We start from the raw sequence: 17,044 nt of genomic DNA, 5'->3' as shown, positions 1-17,044 counted from the left end.
ATGCATAACAATGGTGAAAATATTGGACTGATTAGAAGTTTGTTAAACGGAAATTGCCAAGAGTTTGTAGAAAGGTTTGAATCTTTCTTGGATCAGTGTCCATCTTTTTTGCACTCGGTGGGTAAGGATCGCTTTTTTCCTGCATTCTTTTTTGGTATGTTTGCTACTGCGTTTGATTCTGATGTTGCAGATAATGAAAAAATTTATTTTCATTTTGACAACAATCCGAATGAACCTAGAAAAGGAAACTTAAAGGTTGCTGTATTAACTAATGACAGAGATAGAAGAGGTTTCAGAATTGTAAGGTGTTTCACTATTGCTGATAGGCAAAATAGTTTTGGCTCAAGATTTAGTCAACAAGAGAAGTTATGGGTAGAAAATAGATTACTACAGCAGGGTGTCATATCACGGACAGGACGATTTGCATGGGAAGAATATAAAACATTCGTGTGGGCAGAAAATCAAGGAGAAGATGAAGAGGAGGAAGCAATAAGATGTGTAAAAATTCGCGAGAGAAATGCATTTACTGGAAATTCAGCTTCTCCATGCAATGGTTTTGAAGAGATCACCAGGAACTTTGGTATACAACAAGGTTTTCTGTCAGGTTTATTAGGAGACTTGGCAAGTAATAATGCAGATGATGTTGTTGATACTATTGATGATGTTTTGCAGTACATAATTAATCTCTACAATAGGTATAATCAGCAACTGAACTTCAATAGCAAGGAGTCGGACTATCATGGTTTTTTGTCAGGGTTTTTGATGAATTTTAGGTATCGTCATACAGCTGGTATTTACCTTGAGTTATTTGTGGGGGGTGGATATACAGATATTACTTTTCTTGTACGTGGTGTACAACGATTGATGGATTCTGTTCCTATTATAATTGAACTCAAGGCAGACCATGCCATCCCAAAACAAACTCTTCTCAAGCTAGCTGGTTTCGGTTGCTAGAAATGGTTGTGTTGCTCAAGTTTTTAATGGTATACGTTACTGAATTAATGGCAGTTCATTTTTGACATATAAACTCTCAGTAATCCTCATCTACCAGGAAGATCATCTGCAGAACTGTGTCCTAAGTTGTCCTTTATACGAAGAACATCCTTAACTGATATAAGAGTATCTGGCCTCTGTGCACGATCATTCCATATGGCATACGATAAAACTACTGTGTCTCCATCGGTAATACGCTTATAACCTCTACAATGCATATAATCATCTAGTTGGTTATTTGCTTCCCGCTTTTTACGCTGTAATTCACCAGCACCAGCAAACTTCAACTCTATTCCTATTGGGTGAACACCATCTCTACTGTCTGGAGACCGTAATAATACCAGATCTAATCTCTCTCCTCCTCCCAGTTGAAATTCAATAATTACCCTAGCTGGATTATCACAAGCGTAAAATAATCCATGCAGTATGGAATGAAATCCAGCCTCTCTAGCGTTATCCCTATTTACTATCCACCTTAACGGAAATAGCACATTAGAAATTGCTTGAAACATTTGTGCATGACGATTTTGTACTTGCCAACCAGTATTCATCATTATATCTGCAATGCTGTGCACGTTACTGACACCACCTATCTGTGAAAATTCACCTAGAAAAGATCCACCTACTTTACTTTGTAAATAGAGGGCAGGTGAGTGAAATGGTGTTACACCAACAGTTAAACCAAGATCATCCTCAGCTCTTCTTGCCGGATCCAATTCACATACTACTTCATACACTCTAGTGTCTGGCCAATGTGATAGATCTAGACCTTGCTCTGGAAACTGGTGAGTTGCTAACATATGACGTACATTAAGTACAATAACTCTTTTCTCTCTTCCTAATGATGCATATAAAACCATAGTTAAGGCACGATCTCCGACATTTACCTGTGTGATCCCTCCTTGCGGATCTAGCATTTCATCGTCATCATGATAGTGGAATAAGTGTTTGGTTACATCTACCCAATTTCCTCTTGTTAACATAATCCTTTTTTTTGCAAATGCGGTATTTCCAAAGGTAAACCCAGTTGTGTAGAGGAATATTCTCCTATCTCTAGCACTAACACCACCCCTATTTCTAACACCAGGTACAGCAGGTACACCGAAGGCTGGATATAGTAAATAGTCTCTAACGCTCTCTTGAATTCTGGCCACAGACCCATTAAATAGCCTTTCCATTAAAGAAGATTCTCTTTCCAAAAAGTTTTGAGTGCTAAGCTGCAAACGTTCGTTGTTGTCTAAATCAAAATTTAACCCTACACAAACAGCATCCTCCGACGAGGTGTGTATGGATATGGAAGAAACGGGACATCTTGTAACGTAATTTTCAGCCTGTGCCAACGCTCGATCAGCATGTCTGTCTATTGCTTGCCCTACCAAACGATACATACGAACTTTTTTTTATAATAATTTTAATATACGCTAAAATCAGCTATATTGGCTTACTTTTGCTAAGTCTATGTATGAACTGGTTTGCCTAATTTTGTTGCAGAGATTTCAAGCTTTTCTTTTCACAACCCTATTTTTAACCAACAAGTTCTCACAAAGGTAGGTACTTTTTTGCGATTTTGGGGAAAGTAAACATTCAAGATTTTTATGACGCTAATTTTTAGTATATTTCTATATTAATTAAGTTACAGCAACCAACTGCCTGTATTCAAACTTAATGAAAAATCTTGAATATTTTTTTCTAAGTAATTATAATTAAAGCATTAAGTGAATTCAAATAAGATTATGGATTTTGATAAGTGGAAAAAAATATTCGATGAAGTAGGTAATGTAGAAAATTTAGATAAGAATAATATAATTGAAAAAATAAAGGAGAAATTACAGGTTGTTGATCTTGATATATACCAAGAATGGGAAGAAAAAGACTTTAATGTAAATTATCTATTTTATGTATCATCGACCACAGACGAGAAGCAATCTCTATTGTATATAGCTAATAAATTGGGCCATAATAAGATGGCAGATTTTCTAGTAGAAGCACTAATAAAAAATAACGCAAACTTTCAATTGATATATGACAGTCATAAGGATCACAGTATAGAATTACTATCAAATCAGAGAGTTGTTGATGGACTCAATTCGATTAATCACGATATGCTTAAAACTATATGCAAATATAATGATAAGTTTAGTTACAAAGGTATTGAAAGATTACTATCAGATAAGGAGATTGTTGTTAACATCATAGGTAACATCCCAGAGGACTTAAAAGAAATAATTGTAGCCATATTAGATGGAAATGATTCTGAACGCAGTCTCTTAGAACTACTAAGATCTAGAAAGGCTCACGAGAGTAACGATAAACTTGAAAGTAGTGATAGCGAGGAGGATGTCGATTTTTCTGATTATGAGGAAAGTGATGATTACGCTAGTGATAGCGAGGAAATGGAAACATCATCAGAAAATCAAAATGCTGCTATGAGTATCCCATCTGCTGAAGTTGATAATAACAAATCAGAAGATCAAAATGATTGCGAGGAAATGGAAACATCATCAGAAAATCAAAATGCTGCTATGAGTATCCCGTCTGCTGAAGTTGATAATAACAAATCAGAAGATCAAAATGATTGCGAGGAAATGGAAACATCATCAGAAAATCAAAATGCTGCTATGAGTATCCCGTCTGCTGAAGTTGATAATAACAAATCAGAAGATCAAAATGATTGCGAGGAAATGGAAACATCATCAGAAAATCAGGATGATAAAAGATTAGGACTCTGTAAAGAGATTGCTTCTAGCGATTTAACACGACTAGAAGTTTATAGACTTATCGTGCGCCAATTTTTTATTGATGATGAAAAATTGCAACACATGCTTAAGAGGTTTAGTTCTGAAAAGATTATAGAACTACTAAAAAATCAGGAAATTGTTGATAATATCATTAATTGTGAAGATAAAGATTTGAAATACGTGCTTGATAAGTCTATCTCTAGCTATAAAATTTCTAAATACTTAAGTTTTTTTGATTCTGAAAGATCAAAACTCCTAATTAAAAAGTTTGCTTTTGAAGATATTGATACACTGATGAAAGGTCAAGGAGATGCTACAGAAATCAGTGTTGCAGGGAAACCTAATGTTATTGATTTTTTTACTCACAACATGACTTATATTAATCTTGACAAATTAAAACTCATATTTAGTATTAAGGGGCCTAATAGTATTAAAAGCTTATTAATAAATAGAGAGATTGGTGAGAACATCAATTTGATTTGTTTTGAGAGATTTAAACTCATACTTAGTAATGATAAGTTTGACGGTAGCAGTATTACAAGGTTATTAATAAATAGAGAGATTGGTAAGAACATCAATTTGATTTATTTTGGAAGATTTAAACTCATACTTAGTAGGTTTAGTACTGAAAATATTATAAAACTACTAAACAATAAAAATGTTAATGAGAATATCAATTGTATTAGTCATAAAAGATTTGAACTCATATTTAGTAGTGATAAGCTTCATGATACCAGTATTATAAGATTACTAACAGGTAAAAATATTGCTGCAAACATTAAATTGATTACAGATGAAGAACTGTTTGAATACATACTTGAGAATGATAAGTTTAGTTATCTAAGAAATTCCAAGGTTGCTAAACTAATCAATTCGATTTCTCTTGAAAAATCTAAAATCATACTTAGTAGTGACAAGTCGAATTATATCAATATTGAAAGATTAATAAAAAATCAAAATACTACTAGTTGCATAAAATTGATTAATTTTGAAAGATTTAAACTTATATTTAAGAAGCTTAGCCTTAATCATATTATGGAAGTACTAGAAGATCAGGATTTATCACGTCAAATCAATCTTATTGAAGAAGAATTGTTTAAATACATATTTGAGAATGATAAGCTTAGTAGTGAAAATATTATAAGGTTAGTAAAAAATCTGGAGCTTGCTAAACGCATTAGTTCGATTCCTCCTGAAAAATATAAAATTATACTTGATAATTATAAGTTTAAAGAAGACGATGAAGGTATTATAAAATTACTAAAAAATAAAGATACTGTTGAGAACATCAAGTGGATTGATGAAAAACTGCTTAAATACATATTTGAGAATGATAAGTTTAGTAGTAAAAATATTATAGAACTACTAGAAAATCGGAGTTTGTTCGGTAAAATCAAGAATATTGGTCCTAAAAAATCTGACCTCATACTTAGGAGGTATAGTTTAGAAAATGCTATAAAACTACTAAAAAATGAAAATGCTTCTAAGTACATTGAGCTTGTCAATTATCAAAAGCTAAAGGAAATAATTTTCAATATTCGTGGTGTTGATCTTGTGAATATATTTAAAGATTCTATCCCTCACGCAAAGTCAACTTTGAGGTTTGCCATAGCTCTGCATAGAGCTGGTGAAGCTCAAAACATTAGTATCGATTACTTGAATGATAAGGAGCTCATCCACGAAAATATAATTAAATATATTCCCGAAAAGCTGAGCATAAACATTCAATATCCTTTCCCAGGGATTGGCATAGACGTTAAAGATCTTCCTCAAGAGCTGGACATGGATATAAAGCAATTTATATCACTCCCTAATTTCAAAACGCACACTGAATGCGAGGAACCTTTGTCAAAATTATATAATTTAGCTCTAGAGAAGGTTATTGAGAATATCAATCCACGTAAAAGTAAAGTGGACATTGAGTTAATTTTTTAGAGAAGTCTTAAATTGGGAGTGTTAAATAAACCATACGCGTCAAGTTAAGGAACTGTGGTAATAAACTTAGTGTAAGGAAGAGAAAAAGAAGATATAAGTTCTCTTAAATCTAACAAAGAAAACGGAGAACTTATACAATGAAAAGAATAGTTTGCATCTCAAAAAAGCTCAAAGAATTTTTTAATGAAAAAGCAGATAAAATCTCAGCTACAACAGGGTTCATAAAAAGAAAGAGGAAGCTAAAAGGCTCGTCGTTCATAAAAGCCATCGTTTTGGGTAATATAGGGGTTGATAATTGTAGTATAGAGACAGTGTATCAATTATTGAATGAAGACTCGATAAATATAACAAAACAAGGTCTGGACTTTAGATTTACCAAGGAAGCAGTGGAATTTATGAAAAGAATGTATAATGAATCTTTAACGTTACTTAAAAATACCTTACAAGTTGATTGCAGAATCTTGAAGCACTTTGGAGGTGTTAAATTATTAGACAGCAGCTACATTAGCTTACCTAACAGTATGGAAGACATGTATAAAGGTTATGGTACCAGCTACAGTGGTTATGAAAGCAATACTAAGTCTGGAATAAAGTTACAATTAGTTTTTGACTACCTAAACCAGACATTAGACCAGCTTAATATAACTGAAGGAATAAGAGGGTTATAGAAGCCATTTAAGCAATATATCGAACAACGATTTACTAATATCTGATTTGGGTTATTTTGTGCCAAGTTCTTTTAAACAAATCAATGAAATAGGAGCTTATTTCATAAGTCGTTATAAATCCGATACTAACATATATGATATAGAGACAGGTCAAAAAATAGATTTACTAGAACATTTGGGAGATCGATCTTTTCTAGAACAGGAGGTATTGTTAGGAAAAGAGACAAGGGTTAAAGTAAGAATTATATTTAAAAAACTAACTGAAGAACAAGCTATGGCTAGAAGAAGAAAGGCTAATAGGTTAGCAAGATCACATATCTTCTCAAAGGAACCAAAAGTTACTAAATTGGTCGATATTTATAACTAATGTTCCAAAAAGTAAGATTAATGCTGAGCAAATACTAGTAGTTTACCGAATAAGATGGCAAATTGAATTATTGTTCAAATTATATAAGAGTAATATAAGGCTTGATAAGCTGAGAGGAAAGCCATACAGAGTATTATGTGAGCTATATGCCAAATTGTGTGCAATTCTTATATTTCATGGAATAGTGGGTTGCACAGAACTGAAAAAAAATACGGAGCTTAGCTTAACAAAGGCATTTATTGAGCTAAAAAGACGGGTTAGAGAGTTATTTTTAGCACTAAATAATAAAATTAAAGGCTTAAATATTTTTCTCAAAAAGCTTACCATAACTTGGTCGCAGTTTTCATTAAAAGACAAGTACAGAAAAACTAGGGTATCCACCTTAACTTCTCTAAATTTGCTCACAATCTCTTAACTTGACGCGTATGGTTTATTTAACACTCCCTTGAAATTGGCTTAACTTATCTTATATACATACAAACTTTTGTTTATAATAATTTTACTATACGCTAAACCCAGCTATATTGGCTCACTTTTGCTAAATCTAAGTACAAACTGGTCTGCCTAACTTTGTTACAACAATTTAAATCTTTTATTTTTATAACCTTATTTTTACGCAGCTTGTTCTCACAAATATACGATCTTTTTATGTTTTTTGGAGGAAGTAAATAATTCAATTTGTTGTGATGCTAAAGGAACCCATGTTTTCTATATGAATGTAAATATTTCTCATGCTCTCAACCAGCAGCAATTTTACTATTATTTAAGCACTAACATAATAACATTAGATAACAGTGTTGGATACAAAAATGGGTGTTAGAATGAACTATGCGAAACTTACCAAACGCGCTGCAGCATATGTAGTTGACCAAATGATATTTTATCTAATTTTTGGTTTATTACTTTTATTCACATTAAACAGATCACCCTATGCTGATTTGTCCAATGCTGATCTATTTGATGCTGTTTTTTCCTATACAACCTTTATGTCAGTACAAGATATAGTGTTAGGAGCACTAATGTTTATAGTATTAGAAGTATTAATGATAACAAAACTTGGCTGGACTCCAGGGAAATTTTTATGTGGTATATGTGTAAAAGACACAAACAAAATTAAAAACGCTACTTTAATGCAAGCAGTAATAAGGAGTAGTTTTAAGGAATTTTTGTGGGTACCCAGCTATATTTCTGAATGGCTTTTAGTTTTACCAATATTGGCCCTATTACTTGCAATATTTGACCAACGCAAGCAGTTCTTTCATGATAAGATTGCAAAAACAGTAGTAATTGACTACAAACCTGAAAAACACCACTTAAATTTAAACTATGTAGGAATAACTAGGCGCGTGGTAGCACACATTATTGACCGTTTTATTATTACGGGTATTTCTTTAGTCTTTTTTTATTTTGCAGAAATGACTTTTGACCCTGTTAGAGCTGAACTATTAGACACATGCTTATCTTTTTTGCTACCAATAGTATTTGGAGTATACATGATAAGAAGATTTAGCGGTACTCCAGGACAATTATTATGCAGTATTCACATAAAAGATGCAAATACACTTGGAAATATTACCCTAATGCAAGCAGCAATCAGATGTGTTTTGTTTGAAGTTACTACTTTGATATTGGATTCTATATTCACGATGAATATATTTTTTGATTCGCTTGATAAGTATACTTCTAAATGGTGGTTTGATCCCTTAACAGACTTAACCTTTACAGCTATAATACTAATTTTTATATTTGCAATATTTGACAAACGCAAGCAATTTCTTCATGATAAAATTGCAAAGACAGTGGCAATATACCACAAATCTTCAAGATAATTTCTCTCCTTGCTGTACGTTACATGCCTACTGTGGTTGATGTGATTCTTTTAATACTAGTTTCAAATAAACTACGTGATTTCTTGCAATAAAATCAATTTTCTAATCCATGTGGAATTTGTCAAAAAAAATTGTTGACATTAAAAATATCTGTGTTACAAGCAAGGCTATATTTGGTATTTACATGAATTGTTTACGACCATTTTATTTGATAGTGTGGGTAATTTTTAGTATACTTAAAGGGGGGTGGAATGCACATAAATCAGCAACAATCAAGTAATACATCTAAAAAAGACATTATTCTTCAGCTATTACAGTCTAGTGTTTTAAAGCAAAGAAATCTTAATGATAAAATTAGTCATGAAGAAATAAGCAGATTAATAGATGATATTATAAGTTCAAGTGAAGATGATACAGTTAAACTGCGTCGTTCAAAGCGAAATCTACGGGAGTGTTAAATAAACTGTGTCAAACCACATTTTTAGCTCAACTGAATTTTCAATCTGTTGGGAAAGAAAATATCGAGCTGAGATATAGTTAATGCCCAATTAGGCAAAGCCATTACCCATTTTTGCTCTACTTTTTTTATAGCACAATATACCTGTTTGTACAAGGCGTTTGTGTTGGTAAATGAGCCCTTGGTTTTGGTGAATTTCCTAATTTGCCTATGTAGCCCCTCTATGGGATTAGTAGTATAGATTATCCTCCTAACTGGATCGGAATACTTAAAATAACCAGATAGGTTTTCCCAATTATTCTGCCAAGATTTTATAACCATAGGGTACTTTGTGCCCCATTTTTCATCTAATTCCAACAGATAATTCTCGGCAATTTCCTTACTTGAAGCTTGATATACCTTCTTTAAATCACTCAAAAAACTCTTTGCATCTTTACTAGCTACATACTTCAGTGAGTTACGTATCTGATGCACTATACACATCTGCACTTCTGCATTAGGGAACACACCGTTTATTGCTGCAGGAAAGCTTTTTAGCCCATCTACACATGCAATTAGAATATCTTCCACTCCTCTCTCTTTGAGATCATTTAGTACTCCCAACCAGAAGTTAGCTCCTTCACTTTCAGCTAAATAAAAACCTAATACTTCTTTTCTGCCATTTTGATCTATACCTAATATATTATACATACATTTACTTACACAATGCCCGTCCTCCTTGACTTTAAAAAATATTCCGTCCATGAAAACTATCGGATATACAGACTGCAGCGGACGACTACGCCATTCGTTGATTACTGGTAGCAGTTTGTCAGTAATACTTGATATCTCTGCCGCCGATATTTTGTGATCGTAAATTTCCTCAATATGTGACGCTATATCTCTGTATCCCATGCCACTGGCAAATGTGCTTAAGACCTTTGCTTCAAGTTCTGGATGTAGGCTTGTTTGTCTTTTTCTAACTATTTGGGGTTCAAAGCTTCCTTCCCTGTCTCTAGGTGTTAACAACTCAAATGAGCCTCCACTCGTGCGTAAAGTTTTTGCGTTTCTCCCATTTCTTCGGTTATTTTCTTCACTTTTAGCTGACATGTGGCTTTCTATTTCACCTTCCAGACTTGCCTCTAGCAACCTTTTTATAAACGGTGTTAATGCTCCATCTCTTCCCGTCAGCGGCCTTCCTTCTCTTATCGATGATAGAATATTTGCTTCCAGTTCTTTATAGTCTACCAAACCGGTAGTTCTGTTTACTTGACTCATGTCAAACCTCCATTTTTTTATATCAATTATATTTTTATTTCTTGGTTTGACACAGTTTATTTAACACTCCCTGCACTGACAGTAGGTGTTGGATGTGGTATCGCTGGTGTTGGGTTACCAATATTAGTTATAGCTAGCATAGCTGCATCTGCTGCGTTGGTAATTGGACTTGCTGCTGCTGGTATTACATATTCAGTATTAAAGCCTAGTGATAAGTTAGATAAACCTGGTTTAAAAGCAGCTAACCAACAAGTACCTGAAAGAGCTTAATAATAAAAGCCCAAGCAGAAGATCTTTTACCTTCCTTCTGTATTTTTTGTTGGGAAAACTCTATTAAGTTAATAGCTTAAGATAATTTCTAAAAAAGTTATTCCGATGCTTTGGAAGTATTTGGTGTTTCTGTTGGAGCATTTTGGGCTTTTTTGCTAGTTTTCCACATAGGTTTAATATATTAAGATTCTTATAACTTTCATTGGTATATTTATACAATTGAGTGTCAGTTTCTATGTGTAATAGTTTAGCTTGATTCCTCCATAGCAGCTTCTTTTCAATACTTTTAAATTTTTTGGCACATCTGCTGCTTTTATAAATTAAGACCATAGAATTTCTTCACCTGCTCACTCCACAACATCGGTATTTCTTTCAAATCAGATAGCTTCAAACCTCTTGGTTGTCTCCCATTTACTACGTCTTCTTTAATTTTCGGAGCTAAATAATTTAATCTTAAAATTTGCTGTATACGTCTTGTACCTATATTAATTTTGATACTTAGCTCTTTCACACTTCTATATTTTCCTTCTTCTAGTTGCCGTTTCCACAGATGGGCTCTTACCACTGCTTTGAGTAGCGCATTGTTTGTTTTCCCCTCTGGCTCTACTACTGTACATTTGTTTCCTTTCTTCTTCATTGGTATAAATTTTTCCTCTGATTCAGAACTCACCCCTATTCCATCCTCTCTCACCATTACTCCCTTTATTAACTTTTTCACTACTTCTTTCTGCTTTCCAAAACTTAAATTTTTCCATTCTTCTGCTTTTTTTCCCCATTTTTCATATAGCTGCTCTGTCTTCCTCATCACTTCTTTTTCTACCTCTCCTGCTACTATTGTTCTATTTACTGATTCACAATTCTTCCCTCTTAAGTGGTTATTACATACGTAGTATCGATACCTTTTATTTTCTTTTTTCGCATACGTTAGTGTCATATTTACATCACAGCTCTTGCACTTAATTATTCCCTTTAGCAGCGCTTCCTCATATTTTGCTTTTCTATATGGTTGATCCTTTATTAATTCCTGTGCTTTTTGCCACTTTTCCTCTTCTATTATCGCTTCATGTTTTCCCTCATACTCTTTCTCATAATGTTTGATTTTTCCCACATATATTGGATTTGTTACTATTCTCCTTACTGTCGCTTTTTTAAAGATATCTGATTTTCCTTTCGTACGGTACCCTTGACTATTTAGCTCCCTTGCCAGTTCTGCCATTGATTTTAGCTCCAAATATCTTTCAAATATATGCTTCACTGTCTTTGCTTCTTTCTCATTTATTATTAATTCTTTATCTTTTACATCATATCCCAGCGGTACAGTTCCACCCATCCATATTCCTTGCTCTTTTGATGTTACTATTTTATTTTTTACTCTCTCTACTATCATTTCTCTTTCTAGCTGTGCTGCTCCTGATAACACTGTTTGTACAAACTTTCCCATTGGCGTATTATTGTCAAATATTTGTGTTACTGCTACAAAATTTACTCGGTGCCTTCTAAAAAATGATGTCACTTCTATACTATCTTTTGTTTCCCTTGATAGCCTATCTAGCGTATATACTACCACACAGTCCACTTCTCCGACTTTTACATCTTCAAACAACTCCTTTATCGCTGGTCTTTCTAAGTTTTTTCCTGAGAAACCTCCATCATCGTACCTTTTCGCCAATATTACCCAACCCTCTCTGCTCTTTATGTACTTTTCACATGCTACTCGCTGCGCATCAAGACTGTTAAACTTTTGTTCTAGACCATCTTCATTTGACTTCCTAGTATATATCGCACATCTTACCTCTTTCAGCATTCTTTCTCCTTATCTCTCATTCCAAATAGAAGCGGCCCATTGTAGCTCATTCCCATTATTTTTCCGGCTACTGCTGATAATGATGTGAAAAATTCTTCTCTGTAGATTAAACCCTTATCTGTTACCATTACCGCATGCGTCTCTTCCCCTCTCTCTAATATTAGCTCTGTTCCCTCTACTGGCAGTTTATCACTACTTATTCTTTTTCCCTTCTCCAGCCGATCTGCCAGATACTCTAGTCTTTTTGCTCCTTTTCTTGACATTTCTCCATATGCTTTTTCCTGCATTCTATAAGCTAATCTTGGTATCAGATATTTCTTTGAGTATCTAGGCGCCTCTTCCCCATATACCTTCTTCCATATTTTTCTCATTTCACCCAAAGGTTTTTTCTCTAAATTCATTACTTTCTTTTCTATTTCTTTCTCCATATTTTTAGCCCTTCATAAATAGCTTTTCAATTCTGTCTATTTCTTTCTTCAATATTTCAGTGATCTCCTTACTGTTTTTCGCATAATCCATTGCTGTCATTCCAAATTTATCCGCTTGTTCTATTTCTCCTCCAGCCTTCACTAATTCTTTCACTATCTCTTTTTCGCCTATCATGCATGCAAGGTGCAGCGGTGTGCATTTATTTCCATATTCTTCCGCATTTACATTCCCTCCTGATTTTATCAATTCTCTCACGGTTTCTAGACGTTTCTCCGTTACCGCTAGATGCAGTGCTGTATATCCTCCTACATCTGCTGCATTTACATTCACTCCTTTTTCAACTAATACCCTCACTGTTTTTGCGTTTATTGCATAATGCAGAGCTGTTCTTCCATTCTCGTCTCTTGCATAAATATTTTTATATGAGTTCTCTAATAATTCTTTTGCTGATTTATTAAATTTGCCAAGCTTTAACATAATCCACCTCACCTTTTCTTTAAATTTAAATCCCTCTTTTAAACCTTCCTTTTCGCTACCTCATCTATCATTTCGTTCACTTGGCTCATTATCTTGCTTGCTAAATTTTTACATTCTTCCTTTATTAGCGATTTGTCTCTCTTCCTTATTTCTCCTATCTCTATTATTTTTAGCTCCGGCATGTAGCTCCCATTCAACATGTCTGCTATTTCTCCCACTAGCCTCTCTATTCCATAGCATGTCAGTTCTCTACTTCTTGTTATTCCTCCTTGTTCTCTCAGAAATTTACTCGCCTTTTCATTCTCTTCTCTATTCCATGAACAATACTTTTCACTTTCCCAAATGTAATACATTGGTGTTGCACCATATTTATTCAGTTGATTAACCTCAGCTCCGGCCTTCACTAGCTCTTTTATTATTTCAACTCCTGCTCCTCCTATTTTGCACGCAGAGTGGAGTGGCGTACATCCAGTGACATATTGAGTAGCATTTACTTCCGCTCCTTCTCTTAGCAGCACTTTTACATTTTCTAAACTTTTTGCGAATACTGCACAGTGCAGAGGTGTATAACCATTTTTGTCTCTTGCATTTACCTCTGCTCCTTTCTTTATTAAGAACCTCACTGTTTTGTAATTGGAGATTTCTACTGCTTGGTGTAATATCGTCTCTCCTTCTTCATTTCTTTTATTAATATCCTTACTTGATACTTCTTTAAAAAACTTACTCTTGCTAAAACTCATTTCATACCTCACAAAATTAGCTTTTCTAGCGCCAGACAAATTTCTTATATTTACCTGCTGCTATTCAAGTCATGTCCTTTTTAGCATGAGAAAGCAAGTCTTTTTCTTTTTATTTCATACACTTTTACCTATTATTAATATAATATATGAGTATCTAAATATAAGTACTTAACTTATTAGAGATATTATTCGACTATCTTTCCAACTTCTGTGCAAATGTCGATGTTCATGCCACTTCAGTACTCCCGGGTAAAATACTAAAATGTGCTTTTCTAATTCGTGTATTGAGTCTTTTTGCTCTGAATCTAATTCACTTTCAAAATGAATATTGTGCTCTGCTAAAGCGTATTTTGTAATCTTTTGATCAGTATAGTTTTCTGCTTTATAAGCATGGGTAATGCTAAATCTTTCTAAAATTGGCTTGTGTTTTAGATTCCAATATTGCCCTGAAAGTTTATCGCTTCCCAATAGAAATTTATTTCCTTCTTCTTCTATTCTACCAACCGGAAAACAGCTATTTATTTCTCCTAATTTCCAGCTATCTGACAGTACAATCTGCGCTTTTGCAAATTTAATCGACGGTAATAAGCTTTGAGTTAGAGAATACAGGGCTTTTAAGTTATACCACTGATGACTTCTTTCATAAATGCCTTTGTAATCCTTTGTGTGAGGCTCTGTTTCCCCAAGCACTGCTACATTCAACCGATATATGTCATTACTAAATGCTTGCTCATAATGAATCCGAAAAGTGCTAAACTTAAAATTTGGATTTAAGCTTTTTAGCTCAAATGTGTTCTTTCTACCGAATGACAGTACTGGTCCATCTTTTTCAATTTTTATCCCCGAGTAATCCGATAACAAACTTCCAAAAAAGCTTTCATCTAAAATAAACCTATCAATGTTGTAGTGGTCATTGAAAATCCTCATTAGCCTTGATCTTGCTGGTAATGACAGCTTTGCCAATTCTACAACTGCATCTACAAAAAAGTCATTTGGCACATCCTTTATTCCAATTTGCAGCTCAAAAAAATGTTTTCCAGGTGGTTCTTCGATAATTGTAATATCTTCTATATTTGCCCATTTTAGTGCTATTTTGAGTGATTCTGGGGTTCCTCTCAGTCTTTGAAACTTTACTCCTTCTACTATCGCTCTTCTTTTATCTTTTACCCAGCGTAGTATCTCCCCCAATTCATATTCCTCAATCAACCACGGCAATGTTTCTTCTTTAAGACTAAACTTAAACCCTCTGATGCAACTTGGATCAACTTTATAATCCGTTGCATCTACTAGCGCTTTTTCCTGTTTTGTTGCATTTGGTGGCAATAACATTAATTCAACTCAATCTCTAAGTTTCTTAAAGCAGCACACTCATTACCTAGCACCACAACATCTTCTTTTGGCTCGATTAATTCTACATTCTCTACACCCTCTACAAATAGGTTTGCTATTATCCAAGATCTTGTTACATTCCATCCTAATCTTTTTGCTAATTCAAACTTCTCAATAAACTGCTTCTTGATTTCTTCCTCTGATATTATAGGACTTATGCTCATTCTACTGTGAATATCTATTTCCATAATATTGCAACCAGTCACTGTTACTGCATCTGTTAAAACCCTTATATCATCTCTAGTAACCTGCTTTTTTACAATTTCTAGTAGCTCTTCTAATGCTATGCCAGTTTGTGTTGATAAAATCGAGATCTGTACTTTTCCTGGTATAGGTGATTCTACTAGTGCATCTTTTACTCTACTATCTGCTGACAGTGCATGATATTTATAATATTCCTTACTTCCTCCTGTTGACCAACCTGCTATTTTTGCTTTTACCCTCTTTCTAAATCTTTCATCCTCTTCTTCTTTTTCTCTCTCTACTCCATAAAATTCAGCTAAGTTATCAAGATCTTCTCCTGTCGCAAATTTTAGTAAATTGCTCTTTACTGATTCATTTATTCTTTGTCTCAGTAACAATTCCCTCCATGCTGCTACTTCTAATACCTTCATCGCTGGGTCACTTTCTACTAACGCTGAAAAGGTTTCATCTCTACGGACTAACTCTTCTTTCATTCTTGAAAATATTTCCTCGAAATTTGGCTTTTCTACAATATTTAGCTGCTGCATCTTTATACCACAACCCCATCAAAGCGAATGTTTTTCCCACTTGGCACGTATAATCCTCCCAGGTCAAGCGTTACTTTTCCCTCTTTTACTTCTGTAATTTTTACTTTTTCTAATTTAAACCTTTTTTCCCATTTTTCCAAAGCTTCTGCTGTTGCTGCATATATCTCAAGTGTTAAATCTCTATTTATCGGTTTATCAACTAATTCAAGTAGCCTTGAACCATAACTTCTCCTCATTATTCTACTGTTTACTGGAGTGGTCAATATATCAATTATTGATTGTTTAAGATGGTCTAAACCTTCCAATTCCTTTCCACTAGTAGCACTCATACCACGCATCTTTTTTACCCTACAAATACATTTTTGCTATTACCCATCACATAAAAACCACACGATACTAAATCTCCTGCTCTCGCTACACCAATACCATTCACAAGTACTCTGTTTGAACCTTGTACTATCGTCTCTCCCAGAGTTACAATATCACCTTTTCGACACACAGATCTTCCCTTTTCAAAAACATTGCTGCTTCCACTCATACAAACATGAGCTGGTATCCCACTACAATAATCTCCTATACAAACTACTGCTTTTCCCATGTATTTTTTAATTTAGGTCTATTCTACTTCCTTTCAGTTTTATTCCACTTTTTGTCATTTCTATGCTCGATTCCCCAGCTTTCAGTGTTATTTTGTCTACTACTTCAATCTCTAAATGATGCTTCTCTTTATCATATAACAATCTTGTTCCATCCTGAAACTTCACACTATTTATTTCTTCTTTATTCTCTGGTGCAGGGTATTTTTCCTGATATATTCCTCCTAATACCACTCCTAATGATAGTTCACCAAAAGGAGAAAATATCATAACCTGTTCACCGATATCTGGTGGAGACCAATCTCTATCTTTTCCTGCTTTGCTCGTTATCCACGGCAACCAATCTGTTAAAAATTCTCCTATT

Annotated in this window: 16 protein-coding genes and 1 pseudogene; 6 read left to right on the top strand and 11 right to left on the bottom strand. The window is 34.0% G+C overall.

Annotation, left to right across the window (positions count from 1 at the left end; genetic code table 11):
* A complete protein-coding gene (locus tag LEM02_RS05820) occupies nt 1–954 on the top strand; it encodes a hypothetical protein (RefSeq protein WP_226080534.1) in 954 nt (317 codons plus the stop codon).
* 86 nt (nt 955–1,040) lie between these two features.
* Here LEM02_RS05820 and LEM02_RS05815 read toward each other — a convergent pair whose 3' ends face one another.
* Nucleotides 1,041–2,381, bottom strand: a complete 1,341-nt coding sequence (locus LEM02_RS05815; protein ID WP_226080532.1) for a hypothetical protein — start codon at nt 2,379–2,381, stop codon at nt 1,041–1,043.
* A gap of 327 nt (nt 2,382–2,708) precedes the next feature.
* Between LEM02_RS05815 and LEM02_RS05810 the strand changes: the two genes are divergently transcribed.
* The 4 genes and pseudogenes from LEM02_RS05810 to LEM02_RS05795 all read left to right on the top strand — a co-directional run bounded on the left by LEM02_RS05810 (nt 2,709) and on the right by LEM02_RS05795 (nt 8,988).
* Nucleotides 2,709–5,666 (top strand): membrane-attack complex/perforin family protein, encoded by a 2,958-nt coding sequence (locus LEM02_RS05810; RefSeq protein WP_226080529.1) that lies wholly within the window; start codon nt 2,709–2,711, stop codon nt 5,664–5,666.
* 137 nt (nt 5,667–5,803) lie between these two features.
* Nucleotides 5,804–7,116 (top strand): annotated as a pseudogene (locus LEM02_RS05805) (IS4 family transposase).
* A gap of 379 nt (nt 7,117–7,495) precedes the next feature.
* Nucleotides 7,496–8,530, top strand: coding sequence for an RDD family protein (locus LEM02_RS05800; RefSeq protein WP_226080527.1), 1,035 nt, complete (start codon nt 7,496–7,498; stop codon nt 8,528–8,530).
* A gap of 251 nt (nt 8,531–8,781) precedes the next feature.
* Nucleotides 8,782–8,988, top strand: a complete 207-nt coding sequence (locus LEM02_RS05795) for a hypothetical protein (protein WP_226080525.1) — start codon at nt 8,782–8,784, stop codon at nt 8,986–8,988.
* Between the two features lie 23 nt (nt 8,989–9,011).
* On the opposite strand, the gene LEM02_RS05790 is transcribed toward LEM02_RS05795, so the two are convergent.
* Nucleotides 9,012–10,244 carry an IS256 family transposase gene (locus LEM02_RS05790; RefSeq protein ID WP_226079221.1) on the bottom strand — a complete coding sequence of 411 codons (1,233 nt, stop codon included), beginning with the start codon at nt 10,242–10,244 and terminating at the stop codon, nt 9,012–9,014.
* Here LEM02_RS05790 and LEM02_RS05785 point away from each other — a divergent pair.
* Entirely contained in the window at nt 10,236–10,514 is a 279-nt protein-coding gene (locus tag LEM02_RS05785; RefSeq protein ID WP_226080522.1) for a hypothetical protein, read from the top strand. The two genes, LEM02_RS05790 and LEM02_RS05785, sit on opposite strands and share 9 nt — an antisense overlap.
* A gap of 313 nt (nt 10,515–10,827) precedes the next feature.
* Here the strand turns inward: LEM02_RS05785 and LEM02_RS05780 are convergent, their stop codons facing one another.
* The 9 genes from LEM02_RS05780 to LEM02_RS05740 form a co-directional block, all read right to left on the bottom strand.
* Nucleotides 10,828–12,318, bottom strand: a complete 1,491-nt coding sequence (locus LEM02_RS05780) for a recombinase family protein (protein WP_226080520.1) — start codon at nt 12,316–12,318, stop codon at nt 10,828–10,830.
* Nucleotides 12,312–12,746, bottom strand: a complete 435-nt coding sequence (locus tag LEM02_RS05775; protein ID WP_226080517.1) for a DUF2924 domain-containing protein — start codon at nt 12,744–12,746, stop codon at nt 12,312–12,314. The genes LEM02_RS05780 and LEM02_RS05775 overlap by 7 nt, the downstream gene beginning before the upstream one ends.
* 4 nt (nt 12,747–12,750) lie before the next feature.
* Nucleotides 12,751–13,224, bottom strand: a complete 474-nt coding sequence (locus LEM02_RS05770; RefSeq protein ID WP_226080515.1) for an ankyrin repeat domain-containing protein — start codon at nt 13,222–13,224, stop codon at nt 12,751–12,753.
* 38 nt (nt 13,225–13,262) lie between these two features.
* The gene (locus LEM02_RS05765) at nt 13,263–13,964 is read right to left on the bottom strand and encodes an ankyrin repeat domain-containing protein (RefSeq protein ID WP_226080513.1); all 702 of its coding nucleotides are present in this window, start codon (nt 13,962–13,964) and stop codon (nt 13,263–13,265) included.
* Between the two features lie 168 nt (nt 13,965–14,132).
* Nucleotides 14,133–15,293 carry a phage tail protein gene (locus tag LEM02_RS05760; protein WP_226080511.1) on the bottom strand — a complete coding sequence of 387 codons (1,161 nt, stop codon included), beginning with the start codon at nt 15,291–15,293 and terminating at the stop codon, nt 14,133–14,135.
* Nucleotides 15,293–16,084, bottom strand: coding sequence for a baseplate assembly protein (locus LEM02_RS05755; protein ID WP_226080510.1), 792 nt, complete (start codon nt 16,082–16,084; stop codon nt 15,293–15,295). The genes LEM02_RS05760 and LEM02_RS05755 overlap by 1 nt, the downstream gene beginning before the upstream one ends.
* Before the next feature lie 2 nt (nt 16,085–16,086).
* Nucleotides 16,087–16,422, bottom strand: a complete 336-nt coding sequence (locus LEM02_RS05750) for a GPW/gp25 family protein (protein ID WP_226080509.1) — start codon at nt 16,420–16,422, stop codon at nt 16,087–16,089.
* A gap of 5 nt (nt 16,423–16,427) precedes the next feature.
* Nucleotides 16,428–16,622 carry a PAAR domain-containing protein gene (locus tag LEM02_RS05745; protein WP_410543384.1) on the bottom strand — a complete coding sequence of 65 codons (195 nt, stop codon included), beginning with the start codon at nt 16,620–16,622 and terminating at the stop codon, nt 16,428–16,430.
* A gap of 67 nt (nt 16,623–16,689) precedes the next feature.
* Nucleotides 16,690–17,044: phage baseplate assembly protein V (locus tag LEM02_RS05740; RefSeq protein WP_226080502.1), on the bottom strand; the 355-nt coding region annotated here is incomplete at its 5' end.

It is taken from the genome of Wolbachia endosymbiont of Tribolium confusum (assembly GCF_020405475.1).
Lineage (GTDB): Bacteria > Pseudomonadota > Alphaproteobacteria > Rickettsiales > Anaplasmataceae > Wolbachia.
Note: the sequence above shows the minus strand (reverse complement) of the source record. Positions and strands in the feature narration are given on the sequence as shown.